Origin of the sequence: Streptomyces sp. NBC_00466 (genome assembly GCF_041433995.1) — a bacterium.
Taxonomy (GTDB): Bacteria; Actinomycetota; Actinomycetes; order Streptomycetales; family Streptomycetaceae; genus Streptomyces.
Genome location: NZ_CP107896.1, coordinates 3,558,782 through 3,578,283, shown reverse-complemented (window position 1 = coordinate 3,578,283; position 19,502 = coordinate 3,558,782). Strand labels below are relative to the sequence as shown.

Below are 19,502 nucleotides of genomic sequence, written 5' to 3'. Positions count from 1 at the left end.
CCTTCCGGGAACGGGGCCCACTTACCGGAAGGATCGCCTCAGGTGAGCAGGTCGTCTACTTGCGCTTCGCCCTCACGGTACCTGCGGGCGATCTCCGCGCTGCAATCGTCGGCGGTCCGCTGGAGGTGCTGCCGGCGGCTGGATACCTGCTGTTCGTAGCGGACGAGGCGCCCCATTCCGGTGTGCAGCTCTTCGTCCGTACGGGCGCCGAGGTCGGAGAGTTCCACCTCGGCGAGCATGTCGGCGGCCAGCTTGCTGTTCTCCGCGCTGCGCGGCGTCGAGAGCGTCACATGGCGGGCGGACGAGCGATGCGAGGACGGCACGTCGGCCAGGATCTCGGAGAGCCGCTCGACGACCGGGGACTCCGGGCCCGTACGCCGGGACAGCTCGGCGCGGAGGATGTCGATCCGCCCGTGCAGCATCCGGCGTACGTAACTGAGGTCGGCCTCGTCCCGCTGGGCGTCCCTGCGCAGCGTGCGCAGTTCGGGCAGGCGCAGCCCGCCGATGTCGTGCTCGGTGGCCGCCGGGAGCGCGGCGCTCGCGCGCTGCGCGGGTGCTCGTGGCACGGAGCTGATCCGGGTCATGGATACGGGACCGGGCGACTGCCCGGCGCCAGTTGTACTCATATGCGTGTTCCGTCCCCTCGACCGGTGCGGTGACCGCCTCTCGTGCATGGTGCCACTCCGGATGGCGCCGGTGCTGACTCTCCGCGCCCGTTCGGCCCCGGATAGGTTGGACCGTATGCGTGCAGTGGTACAGAGGGTGGACGGCGCGAGCGTCGTCGTGGCTGGTGAGACCGTGGGTGAGATCACCGGCGAGGGGCTGTGCGTCCTTGTCGGGGTCACTCATGAGGACACAACGGAAAAAGCGGCACAGCTAGCCCGAAAGGTCTGGTCGCTGCGAATCCTGTCAGGCGAAAAGTCGTGCTCCGACGTAAATGCACCTTTGCTGGTGATTTCGCAGTTCACCCTGTACGGAGACGCCCGGAAGGGCCGCCGCCCCACCTGGAACGGGGCCGCCCCCGGCGAGCTGGCCGAGCCGCTCGTGGACGAGGTGGTGGCTCAGCTGCGCGCCCTGGGCGCGACAGTCGGAACGGGCCGGTTCGGCGCGAGTATGCGTGTCTCGCTGACGAACGACGGCCCGTTCACGGTCCTGCTGGAGATCTGAGACGGCTGGAAATCTGAGCCGGACAGGAGCACTCCCGGGGCGGGCGAGACCCCCTGCGGACGGGGGCCCTACGGCTCCACGATCGCTTCCGGACGGGGCCCTACGGCTCCACGACCACTTCCTGGGCAGCCGCGGTGTCCCCCGCCAGCAGCTCCGCGTCCACCGGCACATTGCGCTTGACCAGTGCCAGCGCGATCGGCCCCAGTTCGTGGTGGCGGGCCGACGAGGTGACGAAGCCCAGCTGGCGGCCCTCGGCGCCGTCCGACGCGAGCCGGACCGGCGTACCGTGCCCCGGCAGCAGCACCTCGCTGCCGTCCAGATGCAGGAAGACCAGCCGCCGCGGCGGCTTCCCCAGGTTGTGGACACGGGCGACCGTCTCCTGGCCCCGGTAGCAGCCCTTCTCCAGATGGACCGCGGTGCCGATCCACCCCAGCTCGTGCGGGATGGTGCGGTGGTCGGTCTCCAGACCGACGCGCGGCCGGTGCGCCTCGATGCGCAGCGCCTCGTACGCGAGGAGCCCGGCGACCGGACCGTGCTCGGCCGCGTACGCCTCCAGCTGCTCCCGGGGGAGGAAGAGGTCACGGCCGTGCGCCGTCTCCCGTACGACAACGCCGTCCGGCACCCCGGCGATCGAACCGGCCGGCAGATGCACGACCGCGATGTCCTCGGTGCGGTCCGCGACCTCGGCCCGGTAGTAGAACTTCATGCTCTCCAGGTACGCGATCAGCTCCTGCTGCGTGCCCGGCTCGACATGCGCCCACACCGTCTCGCCGTCGTCCACGAGGTAGAGGGCGTGCTCGATGTGGCCGTTGGCCGAGAGGATCAGCGCCTCGGTGGCCACACCCCGCGGCAGCTCACTGACGTGCTGGGTGAGCAGCAGATGCAGCCAGGTCAGCCGGTCGGGTCCGGTGACCGTGACGACGCCGCGGTGGGAGAGGTCCACGAGACCGGTACCGTCCGACAGCGCGCGCTGTTCTCGGAACAGGTCCCCGTAGTGGGCGGCGACACCTTCGTCCCGGCCTTCGGCGGGGACGGCACCGGGCAGTGACAACAGCGGGCTCTTCATGCCCGCAAGCGTACGACCGGCCGCCGCGAGCCTACGAACCGCCGCCCGGAGCCGCGGACCGGCCGGCCTTGGCCGCGCACTTCCGGCACTGCCCGAAGATGGCGAAGTGCTTCATGTCCGTCTCGAACCCGAACGACTCGCGGAGCTGCCCGGTGAAGCCGGCGGCCACACTGATGTCGGCCTCGATGACGTCTGCGCAGTCCCGGCAGACCAGATGGATGTGGTGGTGCCGGTCGGCGAGGTGGTACGTGGGAGCGCCGTGCCCGAGATGGGCGTGGCTCACCAGGCCCAGCTCCTCGAGCAGCTCCAGGGTGCGGTAGACCGTGGAGATGTTCACGCCGCCCGCCGTCTTCCGCACCTCGGTGAGGATGTCGTCGGGCGTCGCGTGCTCCAGCGTGTCCACGGCCTCCAGCACGAGCTGTCGCTGCGGGGTCAGCCGGTACCCGCGGCTGCGGAGGTCGCTCTGCCAGTCAGTGGTCACCACGCCTCCAGTGTAGGAGCGGCCCGCCGGTAGGAGCGGCCTACTTGAAGAAGGCGATTCCGTCGTCAGGAAGGTCCTTCAGGTCCTTCGCCCACTCGCTGGGGTCGACGGACTTCTTCAGATGCGCGGACATGTAGGGCCGCAGCTCGACCTCGGGGGTGGCCTTCTCGCCCACCCACATCAGATCGCTGTTCACATAGCCGTAGAGCCGCTTCCCGCCGCTGTACGGGCCGGACGCAGCGGTCCGCGCGACCGCGTCCGTCACCAGGTCGATCTGCGGCTTCTGGTCGGCCAGCTCGCCGTACCAGATCTCGACGACGCCCTGGTCGCGGACCATCACGACCTCGACCTTGCGGTGCTCGTCGACGCGCCAGTACCCGGACTCGGACTCCAGCGGCCTGACCTTCGCGCCCTCGGAGTCCAGCACCCAGGTGTGCGAGGTGTACTCCAGGAAGTCGCGGCCGTCGTGGGTGAAGGCGACTTCCTGGCCGAAGTTGCACTTCTCCTCACCGGGGAAGTCCGCGACACCGGCTCCCGTCCAGTTGCCGAGGAGGAAGACCAGCGGGACGAGGCTCGGATGGAGGTCCGACGGAATCTCGATCATGAGGGCTCAGACGATCTGTGAGAGGGGTTCGGGCTACCGGCTGCCAGCTGCCGAGCGGTCAGCGCTGGCCCTGGTAGAGCTTCTTCACCGAAAGACCGGCGAAGGCGATGACGCCGACGCAGACCAGGATCAGCAGAGCGATGAAAATGGCGTCAAGCACGAGGTGCTCCTTGTATGAGCGAGTGCACGGTATGCGCGACCGCACGGACGACGGCGGCCACGTGATCGTGAAAAGCAGGAAGGGCCGGGTACCAGCCTAATGGGTGGGGGCCCGGCCCTCTCTGCGAGGTGCGGCGGTGGCTCCGCGAGGTGCGGCGGCGGCCGGCGATCACAGTCCGGCCATTACAGTTCGGCCATGGCGCAGAAGAAGCTAGTGATCAAGGTGACCGCGGGATCCGACGCCCCCGAACGGTGCTCCCAGGCCTTCACCGTGGCGGCGGTCGCCGTGGCCAGCGGGGTGGAGGTCTCGCTCTGGCTCACCGGTGAGTCGTCGTGGTTCGCGCTGCCGGGCCGGGCCGCCGAGTTCGAGCTGCCGCACGCGGCGCCGCTGCCGGATCTGATCGACTCGATCCGGTCGGGCGGCCGGATCACCGTCTGCACGCAGTGCGCGGCACGCCGCGATATCACGGAGCAGGACGTGCTGGAGGGCGTACGGATCGCGGGCGCCCAGCTCTTCGTACAGGAAGCGATGGCTGACGGCGTCCAGGCGCTCGTCTACTGACACTGATACCGACCGGCGCCGGCCGGCACTGACCGGGCTCTAACGGCGCCGCTTCTTCCCGTCCAGCTCGTCCCACCACTCGTCGGACGTACGGTCCCCCGAAGGTGGCAGGTCCGTGTGCTTGTCCGCGAGCTTCGCCGTGCGCTTGCCCGTTCGCTTGCCCGTTTGGTTGTCGGCGGACCCGTTGCCGGGCGGCGGCTCGTCCCACCAGCGGTCATCGGGACCGCGCCGGTTGCCGACGATCGCCGCGACCGGCGGGATGACCATCGCGACGAAACACATGGCGATGGCGGCAGGCACCGACCAGAGACGTACGAAGGCCCAGGCCGATACGAAGAGCAGCAGACAGCCGCCCATCAACAGGAAATAGCCGCGCCGACGTCGCGAGTACATGCATCCAGCGTAAGACCGATGGGCAACTCCCCGCCCCCTGGCGGCGCTAGGGTCTTCCGTTTGGATCATGCCGGGCTCGCGGGGTCTGGCACGCACCCTGATCCGGCCTGATCCAAACGAAAGACCCTAGGCGACTTCCCGGCCCCGGACGGCGCGGAGGGCCGCACCCGGTCCAAGTGGCGTCCAACCCCCTGGGGTGCGGCCCTCCGGCCGGATCATGTCCTGCTCGATATCACGTCCTGCCCGGTCAGACAGCGATCGCGATCTCCGCGAGGCCGCCGGTCTGCGCGACGACCGTACGGTCCGCCGTGCCGCCCGGGACGAGGGCGCGCAGCGTCCACGTGCCCTCGGCCGCGTAGAAGCGGAACTGTCCGGTGGCCGAGGTCGGGACCTCGGCGGTGAACTCGCCGGTCGAGTCGAGCAGGCGCACATAACCGGTGACGGGCTCGCCGTCACGGGTCACGCTGCCCTGGATCGTGGTCTCACCGGGCTTGATCGTCGAGGCGTCCGGGCCGCCGGCCTTCGCTCCGCACATGCTGGTCTCCTGGGGGACTGAGAGGTTGATGAAGGTCGGTACTACTTGTTGGCGCCGAGCTCGATCGGCACGCCGACCAGCGAGCCGTACTCGGTCCACGAGCCGTCGTAGTTCTTGACGTTCTCCTGGCCGAGCAGCTCGTGCAGCACGAACCAGGTCAGCGCGGAGCGCTCGCCGATGCGGCAGTACGCGATGGTGTCCTTGGCCAGGTCGACCTGCTCGTCCTCGTAGAGGGCCTTGAGCTCGTCGTCCGACTTGAAGGTGCCGTCGTCGTTGGCGTTCTTCGACCACGGGATGTTGCGGGCGCTCGGCACGTGGCCGGGGCGCTGCGACTGCTCCTGCGGGAGGTGCGCCGGGGCGAGCAGCTTGCCGCTGAACTCGTCGGGCGACCGGACGTCGACCAGGTTCTTGCTGTTGATCGCGGCCACCACGTCGTCGCGGTAGGCGCGGATCGACTCGTCCTGCGGCTTGGCCTTGTACGTGGTGGCCGGGCGGGACGGCACGGCGCCGACCAGGTCGCGGGAGTCCAGCTCCCACTTCTTGCGACCGCCGTCGAGCAGCCGGACGTCGCTGTGGCCGTAGAGCTTGAAGTACCAGAAGGCGTACGAGGCGAACCAGTTGTTGTTGCCGCCGTAGAGCACGACGGTCGTGTCGTTGCCGATGCCCTTCTCCGACAGGAGCTTCTCGAAGCCGGCCTGGTCGATGAAGTCACGGCGGACCGGGTCCTGCAGGTCCTTGGTCCAGTCGATCCGGATCGCGTTCCTGATGTGGTTCTTCTCGTACGCAGAGGTGTCCTCGTCCACCTCGACGATGGCGACCTGTGGGTCGTCGATGTGGGCCTCGACCCAGTCTGCGTCTACCAGAACGTCGCTGCGGCTCATGCGGAATCTCCTCCGGGGATGGGGAATCCCCTGCTCCTGCGGAGCCCGGGGACGTGCGGCGGGATGGTGCGATGGTGTCGGGCGTACGGATCCACGGAGGCCGGGAGACAGAGCACATCCGGCACCGCGGGGGTGGCCCCGACAGACGGTCGGGGGACCCGGGGGATACGGGAGTCGGAGCTCCCGCTCAGAAGGCGCGACAGAGCATGGCGGCGACACGGCACAGGTCGACTGCCCGCCGCTTCGTGAGATCCGCCTGCTGCTTCATGGGGACGATCGTAGGGAAGTACGGGCGGAGATGTCACCGCCGTATCGCACGCTGAGACGCGATCGTCCACGATGCGGGACAAAGTGTCGGTGACGCGTGTACGGCCCGGGATCCCCACGGTTCCGTACCTGCCCACCATCTACGGACCGGACTCCCCCGTCTCACCATCCGGTCGGTCCGGGACTTCCGGGGCTCTCCTGCCGGCCGCCCCTCCTACTGCCCGGCTCCGTGTCCTGCTGCCCGGCTCCGTGTCCTACTGCCCGGCCAGCGCGACGTTCGTACCCGTGACGCCGATGTCGACGCCGTCCGGCGTGGCCCGCAGCTCGCTCAGCTTCAGCCCGGCGGGCAGCCCGCCGACCGCGCTCTCGAAGTCGGTCTGCTGCCGGACCAGGCCCTCCAGGCCGGGAATGCCCTCGCCGGGCACGGTGTCCGCGTGCACCTTGATCCGGTTCGTCCCCACCATGGTCACCGACGACGTCACGCTGCGGCTGACCGTGCGCCCCAGGATGGCGACCGAGCCGGTGACCTTGACCTTGCCGTTCCCCGCGTACGCGACCTTGGCGCCGGAGTCGGACGCCTTGGTGAGGTCCGCGTACGAGACATGCGCGCTGCCGCCGGCGCGCGCGGCCACCGCGCTGCTGAAGTCGCTGGAGACCGTGACGTCGTGCAGTTCGGCCCGCACTTCGGTGATCCGCAGGTGGCGGCCCGACGCGTTCGCCTCGACGCCCTTGAGCGTGATGTCGACCCGGCCGAGCTTCTTGTCGAGGACCTGGGTCAGGAACGGGAAGCCCTTGATGTCGACATCGGGGGAGGCCGAGAGGCCCTCGCTGCTGCGTATTCGGTCCGCCGCCTTGTTCTCCGCGAAATGCACCGCGATCCGGTCGGCGAGGACGAAGAGCCCGCCCAGCACCACGACGACGATGAGCAGTGTCCGCAGTGCTCGCATGGCCGGTCGTCCCCCTGCTCGTATCCGAGTCCTGATCCGTGCCGGTGGCACGGACCCGAGCCTAACGGGGCGATCAACCGACCAGCCGGCCGATCAGATAGATCGCGGGTGCGGCGGCGGTGAGCGGCAGGGCCACTCCGGCCGTCATGTGCACGAACCGGGAGGGGTAGTCGTAGCTCGCGACGCGCAGCCCGATCAGCGCGCAGCCGCCGGCCGCGGCCCCGAGCAGCGCGCCCTGGAGTCCGAGCCCGGTGACACCGCCCGCCAGGGCTCCGGCAGCAGCAGCCGCGACCAGGGCGGCGAGGATTCCGGCGGGCCCCGGCAGCGGGAGCGCGCGGACGACGGCGGCGACCGCCACGGCCGTACAGCCGACCGTCACCGCGTCCGTCGACGCCGCGAGGATGCCCGTCGCGACGATGGTGAGCGCGGAGGAGGCGATGGTGGCCATCAGTCCGGCCATCCGCTCGTCGGCCGGTGCGTGGCTGCGCAGCTGGAGCACGAGCGTGAGCAGCACCCAGACGCCGAGCGTGCCGATGATCGCGGCGGGCCCGTGGTCCGCGCCCGCGACGAGCAGCGCGATGTCCGCGACGACACCGCCGAGGAAGGCGAGCGCGATGCCCTGCCGGGCGGGCCACATCCCGTTCAGCCGGAACCAGCCGGCCGCGGTGACGGCCTGGAGCAACAGCAGCGGCACGACCACGGCGTACCGCCCGCCGAACGCGGCGGCGGCGAGCACGATCCCGAGCCCGGCCGTGAGCGCGGCGGGCTGCATCCCCGGAGCGATGACCGGCGACCGCCCCTCGGCGCGGGCCCGCTGCGCGTCGGTGATCCGCGCCTGCCCGACGGTGTTGGGGGCGCTGTACGCGGGGCCGCCGGCGGGTGCCTCCGCTGCGGCGGGCGCGGGCGGCGCGGCGTACGGCGCGGGGGCGGGCGTCTCCGGCGGAAGCGGCAGCGACTGCGGCGGAAGGTAGGTGGAACTGGGGCCGGTGGGGCCGGTGGGGCCGGTGGGGCCGGTGGGGCCGGTGTACGACTGTTGCGGCTGCTGCGCGTCGTGCTGCGGCTGCTGCGGGGACCCGTTCTGCTGGGAGCCGTAGGGCTGCTGGGAGCCGTGGGGCTGCTGAGGTGCCTGGCTCTGCTGGTACGGCTGGCTCTGCTGGTACGGGGCCTGCTGGGCGTACGAGTCCTGCTGGCCTTGCTGGCTCGGCGCCTGCTGGTACGGCGCCTGCTGCTGGGCGTACGAGTCCTGCTGATACGGAGCCTGCTGCTGGGCGTACGGGTTCTGCGCGGCATCCTGCTGGTACGGGGCCGGCGGCGGCTGGATGTAGGAGTCCCAGGTCTGTCCGTTCCAGGTCTGGTTGAACGGATCATCCGGGCGCGGGTCCTGGTACCCGTTCGGGTCCTGGTACCCGTTCGGATCCTGGTGGAGCCGCGGATCGGGCTGCTGCGGCGGCTGCTGCTGCCCGTACGGATATTGCTGATCACTCATTGTGGGGGGTCACCCTCCTGCGAACGGCGGGAGCACCTCGACCGTGCCGCCCTCGGCAAGCCGTACCGTCTCATGGTCACGGGTCCCCACGGGATCGCCGTCGACGAGGAACGAGCATCGCCGCAGCACCTGCACCAGCTCACCGGGGTGCCGCTCGCGCGCCGCGTCGAGTGCTTCGGCCAGGGTGGCGCCGCTGTACGGCTCCTCGGCTGTGCCGGCGGCGGCCTTGGCGGCGGCCCAGTAGCGGATGGTTCCCGCGGGCATGGGTACTCCTCATTGGTTTACGTCGCGCGGGTCCATGATGCCGGGTGCGGAGAGACGACCGCGCCCCCGCCCGTCACCGCACCCCGCAGCACCCCGCCTGAACGCCTGAGGCCGGACAAATCCAAGCCCCTCCGGCGATTGAGGAGCAGGCGACTGAGGAGCAGGGGATCGAGGAGCAGGGGTCCGGGGACAGCGCCCCCGACTCAGGGGCAGCGCCCCGGAAGCCCGCCGCACGCGAACCGCACCCCCTACCGCGTCAGCCACTCCCCCACCCGCCCCAGCAACTCGTCCCCGGCCGCATTCTCCGCATGGCCCATCCCCGCCTCCACCCAGAGCTCCACGGCCCCCGCTCCCGCCGCCGCGGCCAGCATCCGGGGATGGTCCAGCGGAAAGTAGGGATCCCGGTCCCCGTGCACGATCAGCAGCGGCGCAGGCGCGATCATCGGCACCGCCTCCACCGGTGACAGCGGGACCGGATCCCAGTCCTCCGTATGGATCCGGGTCCGCAGCCCGAACCGCCCCACCAGCCGGCCCAGCGGTCGGGTGACCACCCAGTGCACCCGCCGCATCGGCGCCGTCCCCCGGTAGTACCACCGCGCGGGAGCACTCACCGCAGCCACCGCCTGCACGGACCCGGCAGACCGGGACCCGGCACCACCGTCACCACCAGCACCACCGTCGGCACCAGCGCCAGCACCCCCGTCAGCCCCAGCACCCCCATCCCCCACCCCGTACAGCGCCGCATGTCTCAGCACCACCGAGCCGCCCATCGAGAAGCCGACCGTCACCACCCGGCTGTGCCCGAGGCTGCGGGCCCACTCGACCGCCACCTCCAGGTCGAGCACCTCCTTGTCGCCCACCGTCGAGCGCCCGCCCGACCGCCCGTGCCCCCGGAACGAGAACGTCACCACGGCCGCACGCTGCGCGAACACCCCCGCGGCGCGCCGCACCGCGGGCCGGTCGACCGACCCCGTGAACCCGTGCGCGACCACGATCGCCGTATCGCCGGAACCCTCCACGCACGGCTCGTACAGCGCCTCGATCGGCACCCCGTCCCGGGTACGAAGGATCACCCTGAGGTCGCCCGGAGTGACCAAGGGAACAGAGGCCTTCCGGAAACGCTCTTCTGACGCAGAAGTCATGTGAGCTATTCTGGGGTGATCAGGACCTGGGCAGAGTTGCCCCCAGGTCCTTTTGTGCTTTCGGTGCGTTGTATACGAACCCGCTCTGTATACGAACCCGCCGGACCGCACAGCAAAGCAAACCCCGGGCGCGGGGTAGGCGAGAAAAAAAGAAGCAGTGCCACATACGCCCCCACAGCCTGGATGGCGTGGGAGGGGCCCCCAGGGCAGGGACCGAGGAGGAACCGACGTAATGGGCGAGCGATATATGCACAACCGTGTGACGACCAAGGCAGGTGGAGCGCGATGAGTTCTCTGCTGCTCCTGACCAACGCCCTCCAGCCGTCGACGGAGGTGCTACCCGCCCTCGGACTTCTGCTGCACAGTGTGCGGGTCGCTCCCGCCGAGGGCCCGGCTCTTATCGACACCCCGGGTGCCGACGTGATCCTCGTGGACGGGCGCCGCGACCTTCCCCAGGTCCGCAGTCTCTGTCAGCTTCTCCGCTCCACGGGACCCGGCTCTCCGCTGATCCTCGTCGTCACCGAGGGCGGCCTCGCGGCCGTCACGGCCGACTGGGGCGTGGACGACGTGCTGCTCGACACCGCGGGCCCGGCCGAGGTCGAGGCGCGGCTGCGGCTCGCGACCGGCCGCCAGCAGATCACATCGGACGACTCCCCCACCGAGATCCGGATCGGCGACCTCTCGGTCGACGAGACGACGTACAGCGCGAAGCTCAAGGGCCGGGTCCTGGACCTGACCTTCAAGGAGTTCGAGCTGATCAAGTACCTCGCCCAGCACCCGGGCCGGGTCTTCACCCGTGCCCAGCTGCTCCAGGAGGTGTGGGGGTACGACTACTTCGGCGGTACGCGCACGGTCGACGTCCACGTACGGCGGCTGCGCGCCAAGCTCGGCCCCGAGCACGAGTCGCTGATCGGCACCGTCCGTAACGTCGGCTACCGCTTCGTCACCCCCGAGAAGGTGGAGCGCGCGGCCGAAGAAGCCCAGGCCAAGGCCGCTGAACGGGCCACCGGGGCACTGACCCGGACGGGGGACAAGGCGGGCTCCCGGGAGCCTGCCGTCCGGCCCGTAAAACGGTAGGTCCAACCAGAGGTCCATCCGCGTAGACTGCCGCGCGTGGCCAAGGTGACGCGGGACGATGTGGCGCGACTGGCGGGGACTTCGACCGCGGTCGTCAGCTATGTCATCAACAACGGACCGAGGCCGGTCGCCCCGGCCACGCGCGAGCGGGTAGTCAACGCGATCAAAGAGCTGGGGTACCGGCCGGACCGGGTGGCGCAGGCCATGGCCTCACGGCGCACCGATCTCATAGGGATGATCGTGCCGGACGCCCGGCAGCCCTTCTTCGCGGAGATGGCGCACGCGGTCGAGCAGGCCGCGGCCGAGCGCGGAAAAATGGTGCTCGTCGGCAACTCCGACTACATCGACGAGCGCGAGGTCCACTATCTGCGGGCCTTCCTCGGGATGCGGGTCTCCGGTCTGATCCTGGTCAGCCAGGGCATGAGCGAGCTCGCCGCCGCCGAGATAGAGGCGTGGGACGCCCGCGTGGTGCTGCTGCACGAGCGGCCCGAGGCCATCGACGACGTCGCCGTCGTGACGGACGACATCGGCGGCGCCCAGCTCGCCACCCGCCACCTCCTGGAGCACGGCTACGCGTACGTGGCCTGCCTCGGCGGCGTCGAGTCGACGCCCGCTGTCGGCGACCCGGTGGCCGACCACGTCGAGGGCTGGCGGCGCGCCATGCAGGAGTCGGGCCGCTCCACCGATGGCCGGCTCTTCCAGGCCCCGTACAACCGCTACGACGCGTACCAGGTGGCGCTGAAGCTGCTGGCGGGCCCCGACCGGCCCCCGGCGATCTTCTGCTCCACCGACGACCAGGCGATCGGTGTCCTGCGGGCCGCCCGTGAACTGCGGATCGACGTGCCCACCGAGCTGGCTGTGGCCGGTTTCGACGACGTCAAGGAGGCGGCGCTCACGGACCCGCCGCTCACGACGGTGTACTCGGACCGCCCGGCGATGGCACGCTCCGCGGTCGATCTCGTACTGGACGACGCGCTGCGGGTCGCGGGGTCGCGGCGGGAGCGGCTGAAGCAGTTCCCCTCGGCGCTCGTCGTACGGCGTTCCTGCGGCTGCGGCTGACGCCCGGTCCTGGCCACTCGGTCCTGACGCCTTCCGGGACCGATCACGACTCACGACCCTGACGCCCAACCCCGCCCTCGCACGGGCCAGTCGGGCCTTTATATCGGGCATACGGGGTTCTGTCGGGCTTCTCAGCGGGCACTCAGGAAACTCTCATGGTCGGTGGCAAAGCTATGAGACATGACCGAGAACCCGGAGCAGTACCCCAATCCGCAGCAGGACGATGCGTACACGGCCCGGTCCTACCCGCCGCCGCCCGCACACCAGCCGTCAGCGGCCTGGCCGCCGCCGGCTCCGGCCGCCCCGGCGGACCATGTCCCGTCCCGGCGCGCCAAGCGGCCGGTCGCACTCCTCGCCGCCGTCGCCATCATCGCCGCGGTCGTGGGCGGCGGTTCGGCGGCGCTCGCCGAGTCCCTGATGAACAACAGCGCCAACGGCGGCAACCCCGCGGGCACCGTCAGCGGCACCACCGTCTCGCAGTCGAGCAAGGGCACGGTCTCCGGTGTCGCCCAGGCCGTCTCGCCGAGCATCGTCGAGGTCAAGGCGACCTCCACGGCGGGTCAGTCCACCGGGGCAGGCGTGATCGTCACCGCCGCCGGTGAGATCGTCACCAACAACCACGTCATCTCCGGTGCCGACTCGGTCAAGGTCTCCCTGAGCGACGGCAAGACGTACACGGCGAAGGTGGTCGGCACCGACCCCGCCAAGGACCTGGCGCTGATCAAGGTGCAGGGCGCGTCCGGCCTCAAGCCCGCCTCGCTCGGCGACTCGTCCAACGTCGCCGTCGGCGACCAGGTCGTGGCGATCGGCTCCCCGGAGGGCCTGACCGGCACCGTCACCAGCGGCATCATCTCGGCGCTGAACCGCGATGTCACCGTCGCCAAGGAGAACGGCCAGGGACAGAGCCAGGACCAGGGGCAGGGTCGGGGGCAGTACGGCCAGGGTCAGGGCGGCGGCGACGGGAACTGGCCGTTCCAGTTCGGCGGCCGGCAGTTCAACGGCGACACCGGCAACTCCACCACCACGTACAAGGCACTCCAGACCGACGCCTCACTCAACCCCGGCAACTCCGGCGGTGCGCTGATCAACATGAACGGCGAGATCATCGGCATCAACTCCGCGATGTACTCGGCCAGTTCGCAGAGCAGCGACAGTTCGAGCGACGCCGGGAGCGTGGGCCTCGGCTTCGCCATCCCGATCAACACGGTCAAGGCCGACCTCGCCCACCTGCGCGCGGGCGGCAGCAACAGCAACTAGCGCGACCCGTGTGAACCCGCACCACCCCGTACCGAATCAGCACCACCCCGCACCACCGGTCGGCGCCGCACCCGTGCCGACGACACCCAGGAGGACCCCGTGACCGAAACTCCGCACGGCACCGCCACCATCACCGTCACCATCAACCGAGCCAGGCACGCGCTGCTCACCGCGGTCTCCTGGGCGGACCCCGCCGGTCTGGGGCTCCCTCTCGCGCTGGCCCAGTCCCAGGCCGACCGGTCCGGGCGGGCCGGGAAGACCGGGAAGACCGATCAGACAGCGGCACGGGCCCCCGAGCTGCGCACCTCCACCAGCGCATCCACCAGCACCTCCACCACCTCCCCCGCCCGCTCCAAGGGGCGTGCCGCGCGCCGCCGACGGTCGGCCGTGCGAGGCTGAGGGGCGCCAGCCCGCGCCCCCAGCGACCCCCAGCGAACGAGGACAGAGAGCCGATGAGCCCCGCCGACGACGGCCACGACCAGCAGCGCATCCTGATCGTCGACGACGAGCCCGCCGTACGCGAGGCGCTGCGCCGCAGTCTCGCCTTCGAGGGGTACGGGACGGAGGTCGCCGTCGACGGTCTGGACGCGCTGACGAAGGCGGCCCCGTACGCGCCGGATCTCATCGTCCTCGACATCCAGATGCCCCGCATGGACGGCCTGACCGCGGCCCGCCGGCTGCGGGCGTCGGGGTCGACCACCCCGATCCTGATGCTCACCGCCCGTGACACCGTCGGCGACCGGGTGACCGGACTCGACGCGGGCGCCGACGACTACCTGGTGAAGCCGTTCGAACTGGACGAGCTGTTCGCCCGCATCCGCGCACTGCTGCGCCGCAGTTCGTACGCGGCGGCCGCGGGCGAGGTCCCCGACGACAACGTGCTGTCCTTCGCCGACCTGCGGATGGACCTGTCGACGCGCGACGTGGTGCGCGGGGAGCGGCGGGTGGAGCTGACCCGTACCGAGTTCACGCTCCTCGAGATGTTCCTGGCCCACCCGCGCCAGGTGCTCACCCGCGAGCAGATCCTCAAGGCGGTGTGGGGCTTCGACTTCGAGCCGTCGTCCAACTCGCTGGACGTGTACGTGATGTACCTCCGCCGCAAGACGGAGGCGGGCGGCGAACCGCGGCTGGTGCACACGGTGCGGGGCGTGGGATACGCGCTGCGGACCGGGAGCGCCGAGTGAATCTCCGCCGGCCCCTGCGCTGGTTCCAGCGGCTTCCGCTGCGCTCCCGGCTCGCGATGCTGACGGCGGCCGCGGTGGCGTTCGCCGTGGCCGTGGTCTCGGTGATCTGCTGGTTCCTGGTGCAGGGGAAGCTGTACGACGAGATCGACTCGAAGCTCGCCGGGCAGATCTACAGCCAGCCCGTCTCCCCCACCACGCTGCGCAACAACCTGAGCGACTGCCGCGCGCCGGCGCCGCCCGGCAACTTCGGCCAGCAGACATCCCCGTACTACGCGCAGCTCGTCCAGTCGGACGGCACCACCTGTGTACGCGGCGGCGCGGGCACCATCAAGGTCACCCGCAGCGACCGTTCCCTGGCGAAAGCCGGCAACGCCGAGCTGGCCAGGTACCGCAACGGCACCGACTCCGACGGGCACGCCATCCGAATCCTCACGGCGCACGTGTTCATCCAGCCGGACGTCGCCTACCCGGACATCGTGCAGATGGTCGCCTACCCGCTGGCGGACACCCGCAGCACCCTCAGCGAACTGGCCCTGCTGCTCCTCGGGGTCTCCGGGGTCGGTGTCATCGGGGCGGGCGCGGCGGGCCTGTGGATCGCCCGGGCCGGGCTCAAGCCGGTCGACGAACTGACCGAGGCCGTCGAGCACGTGGCCCGTACGGAGGACCTCACGGTACGCATCCCGGTCGAGGGCGAGGACGAGATCGCCCGGCTCTCCCGGTCCTTCAACTCGATGACCGCCGCGCTCGGCGATTCCCGCGACCGTCAGGCGCAGCTCATCGCGGACGCCGGGCACGAGCTGCGCACCCCGCTCACCTCGCTCCGTACCAACATCGAGCTGCTCGCCCGCAGCGAGGAGACCGGCCGGCCCATCCCGCCCGACGACCGCAAGGCCCTGATGGCCTCGGTCAAGGCGCAGATGACCGAACTGGCCGCGCTCATCGGGGACTTGCAGGAGCTGTCCCGCTCGGATGCCACCCATGCGCCGGAGACCCTGAACGTCGTGGCGCTGCACGACATCGCGCAGTCGGCCCTGGACCGGGCGCGGCTGCGCGGCCCGGAGCTGACCTTCACCGTCGACCTCAGGCCCTGGTACGTACAGGCCGAACCGGCCGCACTGGAGCGGGCCGTGATCAACGTCCTGGACAACGCGGTGAAGTTCAGCCCGCCCGGCGGGACCATCGAAGTCGCCCTGGGCGATGGCCGGCTGACGGTACGGGACCACGGCCCCGGCATCCCGGCCGACGACCTCCCGTACGTCTTCGAGCGGTTCTGGCGGTCCCCGTCGGCCCGTTCCCTGCCCGGCTCGGGCCTCGGCCTCTCCATCGTGGCCCGTACGGTCCAGCAGTCCGGCGGCGACATCGCGCTCAACCCGGCGCCGGGCGGCGGCACGGAGGCGGTCATCCGGATCCCGGGCGCCGCGACCCCACCGCCGGACGCGCCGCCCTCGGCGGACGCGCCGCCCTCGCAGGAGGCGTGAGGCACCCCGGCGCCCGGGCACCCTGTCCGGGAATCAGGCCGTCGTCGACGACTTCCCGGCTGACGACTTCCCGGCCGACGACTTCCCGGCCGACGGCTTCTCGCGGAGTGCGTCGACGACCGCGCGCTTCAGGACCGCCGACTTGTTGGTCAGGGTCCCCTTCTTACCCATGGGGGTGTCCCTGATGAGGTAGGTCCTGTCGCCCAGGTACTGCAGGGTGGTCGAGTCGAAGATCCAGGTGGTGCGGTCACCGGCGCGGGTGTTGTCGCGGGCCACGCCGATCCCGTGCCGGCCGGCCGCGTCCACCGCGTCGGAGTCCACACTCACGCCGGGGATCCTCGCCGCGGCCTTGTAGAGGGCGGCTGCCGTCCTCGGCGGCATCACCGTCTCCTGCAGCAGCTCGCCGATGGCGTCGAAGGTGTCCTGGGCCTGGTCCCGGTCCTTGGCAGGGGTGTCGCGCCGGTCCTGGTCCCGGGTGACCTCGGTGCTGAGCCGCCGGAGCAGGGCGTCGGGGTCGGTGGGCAGCGAGGCCAGCCACTTGTACGTCGGGCGGTTGAGGCCGGCCGGGTAGCCCACGGCGCGCTCACCGTCCGGGACGCCGACCTCGATCGGGAAGTACGAGCCGTCCTGGTGGATCAGGCCGACATCGGTCACCGGCCCTGCCTTCTGCGACATCCAGACCTCACGCTCGCGGGGCTTGGTCAGCTTCACCGGGCCGCCGAATTTGCCCTCGCCCTCGGTCTGCAGTGTCTTGACGTACACGAACTGGTCGTCGGTGACCTTCTGTTCGTCCGTCCTCGCGGCGACCGAGGCGATCCGGTCGAGCAGCACGGCCGCGCCACGCGTGGCCGTGGCCTGGGAGCCCTGGCCCACGGCGGACGGTGCCGGAGCGCTGTCCTGGCCGGTGGCGGCGAGCGTGGTCAGCAGCACCCCGCCCAGAGCAAGTCCGGCGGCGGGCAGCAGAACGGCGGGGCGCAGGAGACGGGGGCGGGGGCGGGGGCGTGCGGTGGCGCGGTCGCCGTCCTGGTCGATCAGACGCATCAGGGTGTCCTTGTGGTGGAGATGACGGCCAGGGGGCAGATCCCGTTCGGCCGGGGCCGGCAGCAGCCGGGCCAGTTCCTCGCGTTCGGCCCGGTCGGGGCCGGAGGTACGGTCGTTCATCGGGCTTCCTCCTGGATGGGCAGGGCCACGAACGCGGCCCTGCTCTCTACCTCTCCGCGGCCGGGCCGGGGTTCCCTCCCGGACCGGACCACCTTTCCGGGGTGCGCTTCCCGCGCGGGCCTGTCCGGCGTCCGGCCGAGTTCCTCGTCGGTGAGCCGGCGCAGCCGGTCACGGGCACGGGACAGCCGCGAGCGCACGGTGCCCACCGGGATGCCCAGGGCCTCGGCGGCCTCGGCGTAGTCCAGCCCGGACCAGACGCAGAGGGTCAGCACCTCGCGCTCCTGGCGGCGGAGTCCGCCCAGCGCCTGCCGGACCGCGGCGAGCCGCCGTGCGTCGTCGACGCGTCCGGCCGTGGCATCCGCGATGTCCGGCACCGGTTCCGGGGCGGGGCGGCGGGCCAGGAAGGCCAGGCGCCGCCCGATACCGCGCTTGGCGTTGCGTGCCTTGTTGGTGGCGATCCCGAGCAGCCACGGCCGCAGCGAGTCACCCTCCGGCTCGACGGCCTGACGGGTACGCCAGGCCGCCAGGAAGGTCTCGGACAACACCTCCTCGGCCGTCGACCAGTCACCCGACAGCCGGTAGGCGTGGTTGTAGACCTCCCGCGCGTGCTCGTCGTAGAGCGCGGCGAACGCCTCGTGGTCGCCCGCCCTGATCCGTGCGCGCATGCGCTCCCGATCTCCCTGTTCATCACATCTCACACCACCTATCTCTCCGGCCGGGCCGAGGGGTTCCCGTGACCCGCGCCACACCGCGATCCCTGTGCGGAGGTCGTCGGCCGGGGCCCGGTCGGCGTCCTCCCGGATGCCGGGATCCTGACGGAACGGCCCACCAGCCCCTCCTCCGACAACTTTCCCCGCCTTGACAAAATATTTTGTCGGCCGGACTCTGGAGTGGTGCTTGACGTCGCTGTGATCGAAGAACCCGCCGCGGCCGAGGCGTCCCTGGACCCGATACGGTCCCGGATCCTCGCCGCCCTGGCCGAGCCCGGCTCGGCCACCATGCTGGCCGTCCGCCTGGGGCTGCCCCGGCAGAAGGTCAACTACCACCTGAAGGAGCTGGAGCGTCACGGGCTGGTCGAGCTCGCCGAGGAGCGGCGCAAGGGCAACGTCACCGAGCGGATCTACGGCGCCACCGCCGCCTCGTACGTCATCTCCCCCAGCGCCCTGGCCGCCGTCAGCCCGGACCCCTCCCGGTCCCCGGACCAGCTCTCCGCCCGCTGGCTGCTGGCGCTGGGGTCCCGGCTGGTACAGGAGGTCGGCGCCCTGGTGACCGGCGCCTCCCGGGTACGGCGACGGGTCGCCACCTTCGCCATCGACGCGGAGGTGCGGTTCGCCTCAGCTGCCGACCGGAGAGCCTTCGCCGACGAGCTGACCGGGGCCATGACGGCTCTCGTCAGCCGCTACCACGACGAGTCCGCCCCCCAGGGCCGCAGCCACCGGGTGATCGTCGGCCTGCACCAGATACCCGCAGCACCCGCCGACGCACCGCAGAGCCCAGCCGGACCGCAGCAGAAGACCGGGGGAACAGCGACACCAGGTCCCGGTCCCGAGGCACCACAGGAGAACCCGCGATGACACATCCCTTTGAGATCGAGCAGGAGACGACCCTGCCGGCGAGCCCCGATGAGGTCTGGGAGGCGATCGCCACCGGACCGGGGATCGACTCCTGGTTCATGGGGCGCAACGAGGTCGAGTCCCGCGAGGGCGGTGCGGCAGCCATGGAGACCGGCGGCCACCGGCAGGAGGCGACGGTCACCGCATACGAACCCGGCAAACGCTTCGCCACCCGCACGGCCACCGCCGAGGACGGCCGCTTCATGGCCTTCGAGTACCTGATCGAGGGGCGCGCCGTCGGCAGTACCGTGCTCCGCGTCGTCCACAGCGGACTGCTCGGTGACGACTGGCAGGACGAGTACGACGCGCTGCGCCGCGGCTGGCCCTTCCACCTCCACACGCTCCGCGAGTACCTGGCCCACTTCCCGGGACGTCGCGGCGCCCCCGTCTTCGCCATGGCGCTCTCGGGCGGGCAGCCCCCGCAGCAGGTACGGGCGGCCCTCGCCCGTGGACTGTCGCTGCCGAGCCCGGTCGTCGCGGGTGACGTGGCACACGCGCAGCCGGCCGGTCTGCCGCCGGTGGACGGCGAAGTGACCTGGTCGGACGAAGAGCACATCGAGGTCCGGGCCGCGGACGGGCTCTACACCTTCCACCACTCCCCCGGAGTGGTGCTGATGTTCCACCACCTCTTCGGCCCGCACACCGGCGGCGCCGAGGCCGCCTGGCAGCAGTGGCTCACCGGCCTCCTCGCCTGACCCCTGGCACGCCCGAAAGCACAC

The 19,502-nt window shown here is 71.0% G+C and carries 24 protein-coding genes; 10 read left to right on the top strand and 14 right to left on the bottom strand.

Annotated elements, in window-relative coordinates; genetic code table 11:
* Positions 1–38: 38 nt before the first annotated feature.
* The gene (locus OG210_RS15935; protein ID WP_328328461.1) at positions 39–626 is read right to left on the bottom strand and encodes an ABC transporter substrate-binding protein; all 588 of its coding nucleotides are present in this window, start codon (positions 624–626) and stop codon (positions 39–41) included.
* A 115-nt stretch (positions 627–741) separates the two neighbouring features.
* Here OG210_RS15935 and dtd point away from each other — a divergent pair, with 115 nt between their 5' ends.
* Positions 742–1,167 carry a D-aminoacyl-tRNA deacylase gene (gene dtd / locus OG210_RS15930; protein WP_327296698.1) on the top strand — a complete coding sequence of 142 codons (426 nt, stop codon included), beginning with the start codon at positions 742–744 and terminating at the stop codon, positions 1,165–1,167.
* Positions 1,168–1,267: 100 nt separating this feature from the next.
* On the opposite strand, the gene OG210_RS15925 is transcribed toward dtd, so the two are convergent.
* The 3 genes from OG210_RS15925 to OG210_RS15915 are packed head-to-tail and all read right to left on the bottom strand — an operon-like array spanning position 1,268 to position 3,318.
* Positions 1,268–2,233, bottom strand: coding sequence for a glycine cleavage T C-terminal barrel domain-containing protein (locus OG210_RS15925; protein WP_328328463.1), 966 nt, complete (start codon positions 2,231–2,233; stop codon positions 1,268–1,270).
* Between the two features lie 31 nt (positions 2,234–2,264).
* Complete coding sequence (locus OG210_RS15920; RefSeq protein ID WP_328328465.1) at positions 2,265–2,717, bottom strand: transcriptional repressor; 453 nt, start codon at positions 2,715–2,717, stop codon at positions 2,265–2,267.
* Between the two features lie 37 nt (positions 2,718–2,754).
* Positions 2,755–3,318 (bottom strand): FABP family protein, encoded by a 564-nt coding sequence (locus OG210_RS15915; protein WP_328328467.1) that lies wholly within the window; start codon positions 3,316–3,318, stop codon positions 2,755–2,757.
* Between the two features lie 355 nt (positions 3,319–3,673).
* On the opposite strand from OG210_RS15915, the gene OG210_RS15910 reads away from it, so the two are divergent.
* Positions 3,674–4,039: a DsrE family protein gene (locus OG210_RS15910; RefSeq protein ID WP_328328469.1), complete on the top strand. Its 366-nt coding sequence runs from the start codon at positions 3,674–3,676 to the stop codon at positions 4,037–4,039.
* Between the two features lie 39 nt (positions 4,040–4,078).
* Here OG210_RS15910 and OG210_RS15905 read toward each other — a convergent pair whose 3' ends face one another.
* From OG210_RS15905 to OG210_RS15870, 8 genes are all read right to left on the bottom strand, one after another.
* Complete coding sequence (locus OG210_RS15905; RefSeq protein WP_328328471.1) at positions 4,079–4,432, bottom strand: DUF3099 domain-containing protein; 354 nt, start codon at positions 4,430–4,432, stop codon at positions 4,079–4,081.
* Positions 4,433–4,679: 247 nt separating this feature from the next.
* A complete protein-coding gene (locus OG210_RS15900) occupies positions 4,680–4,967 on the bottom strand; it encodes a DUF1416 domain-containing protein (protein ID WP_164259678.1) in 288 nt (95 codons plus the stop codon).
* Positions 4,968–5,008: 41 nt separating this feature from the next.
* Positions 5,009–5,848, bottom strand: coding sequence for a sulfurtransferase (locus tag OG210_RS15895; RefSeq protein ID WP_328328473.1), 840 nt, complete (start codon positions 5,846–5,848; stop codon positions 5,009–5,011).
* A 187-nt stretch (positions 5,849–6,035) separates the two neighbouring features.
* Entirely contained in the window at positions 6,036–6,116 is an 81-nt protein-coding gene (locus tag OG210_RS15890; RefSeq protein WP_356828304.1) for an Ms5788A family Cys-rich leader peptide, read from the bottom strand.
* Positions 6,117–6,369: 253 nt separating this feature from the next.
* Entirely contained in the window at positions 6,370–7,062 is a 693-nt protein-coding gene (locus OG210_RS15885) for a DUF2993 domain-containing protein (protein WP_371537157.1), read from the bottom strand.
* A gap of 73 nt (positions 7,063–7,135) precedes the next feature.
* A complete protein-coding gene (locus OG210_RS15880) occupies positions 7,136–8,548 on the bottom strand; it encodes a hypothetical protein (RefSeq protein WP_371537155.1) in 1,413 nt (470 codons plus the stop codon).
* A 9-nt stretch (positions 8,549–8,557) separates the two neighbouring features.
* Complete coding sequence (locus OG210_RS15875) at positions 8,558–8,812, bottom strand: MoaD/ThiS family protein (RefSeq protein ID WP_328328479.1); 255 nt, start codon at positions 8,810–8,812, stop codon at positions 8,558–8,560.
* Positions 8,813–9,060: 248 nt separating this feature from the next.
* Positions 9,061–9,954 (bottom strand): alpha/beta hydrolase, encoded by an 894-nt coding sequence (locus tag OG210_RS15870; RefSeq protein ID WP_371537151.1) that lies wholly within the window; start codon positions 9,952–9,954, stop codon positions 9,061–9,063.
* A gap of 285 nt (positions 9,955–10,239) precedes the next feature.
* Here OG210_RS15870 and OG210_RS15865 point away from each other — a divergent pair, with 285 nt between their 5' ends.
* The 6 genes from OG210_RS15865 to OG210_RS15840 all read left to right on the top strand — a co-directional run bounded on the left by OG210_RS15865 (position 10,240) and on the right by OG210_RS15840 (position 16,009).
* Positions 10,240–11,031: a response regulator transcription factor gene (locus OG210_RS15865; protein ID WP_328328483.1), complete on the top strand. Its 792-nt coding sequence runs from the start codon at positions 10,240–10,242 to the stop codon at positions 11,029–11,031.
* Between the two features lie 36 nt (positions 11,032–11,067).
* Positions 11,068–12,090 (top strand): LacI family DNA-binding transcriptional regulator, encoded by a 1,023-nt coding sequence (locus OG210_RS15860; protein ID WP_328328485.1) that lies wholly within the window; start codon positions 11,068–11,070, stop codon positions 12,088–12,090.
* A gap of 180 nt (positions 12,091–12,270) precedes the next feature.
* Complete coding sequence (locus tag OG210_RS15855) at positions 12,271–13,347, top strand: trypsin-like peptidase domain-containing protein (RefSeq protein WP_328328487.1); 1,077 nt, start codon at positions 12,271–12,273, stop codon at positions 13,345–13,347.
* A gap of 99 nt (positions 13,348–13,446) precedes the next feature.
* Positions 13,447–13,746 (top strand): hypothetical protein, encoded by a 300-nt coding sequence (locus OG210_RS15850; RefSeq protein ID WP_328328489.1) that lies wholly within the window; start codon positions 13,447–13,449, stop codon positions 13,744–13,746.
* A 53-nt stretch (positions 13,747–13,799) separates the two neighbouring features.
* Positions 13,800–14,531, top strand: a complete 732-nt coding sequence (locus tag OG210_RS15845) for a response regulator transcription factor (RefSeq protein WP_328328491.1) — start codon at positions 13,800–13,802, stop codon at positions 14,529–14,531.
* A 56-nt stretch (positions 14,532–14,587) separates the two neighbouring features.
* Positions 14,588–16,009, top strand: coding sequence for a HAMP domain-containing sensor histidine kinase (locus OG210_RS15840; RefSeq protein WP_328335500.1), 1,422 nt, complete (start codon positions 14,588–14,590; stop codon positions 16,007–16,009).
* A gap of 33 nt (positions 16,010–16,042) precedes the next feature.
* Here the strand turns inward: OG210_RS15840 and OG210_RS15835 are convergent, their stop codons facing one another.
* Together OG210_RS15835 and OG210_RS15830 are read right to left on the bottom strand one after the other, a co-directional pair.
* The gene (locus tag OG210_RS15835; RefSeq protein ID WP_371537145.1) at positions 16,043–17,170 is read right to left on the bottom strand and encodes a CU044_5270 family protein; all 1,128 of its coding nucleotides are present in this window, start codon (positions 17,168–17,170) and stop codon (positions 16,043–16,045) included.
* Positions 17,167–17,835 carry an RNA polymerase sigma factor gene (locus tag OG210_RS15830; RefSeq protein ID WP_371537142.1) on the bottom strand — a complete coding sequence of 223 codons (669 nt, stop codon included), beginning with the start codon at positions 17,833–17,835 and terminating at the stop codon, positions 17,167–17,169. The genes OG210_RS15835 and OG210_RS15830 overlap by 4 nt, the downstream gene beginning before the upstream one ends.
* A 228-nt stretch (positions 17,836–18,063) precedes the next feature.
* Here OG210_RS15830 and OG210_RS15825 point away from each other — a divergent pair, with 228 nt between their 5' ends.
* Together OG210_RS15825 and OG210_RS15820 are read left to right on the top strand one after the other, a co-directional pair.
* Positions 18,064–18,744, top strand: coding sequence for a helix-turn-helix domain-containing protein (locus OG210_RS15825; RefSeq protein WP_328328497.1), 681 nt, complete (start codon positions 18,064–18,066; stop codon positions 18,742–18,744).
* Complete coding sequence (locus tag OG210_RS15820; protein WP_371537139.1) at positions 18,741–19,478, top strand: SRPBCC domain-containing protein; 738 nt, start codon at positions 18,741–18,743, stop codon at positions 19,476–19,478. The genes OG210_RS15825 and OG210_RS15820 overlap by 4 nt, the downstream gene beginning before the upstream one ends.
* Positions 19,479–19,502: the final 24 nt, after the last annotated feature.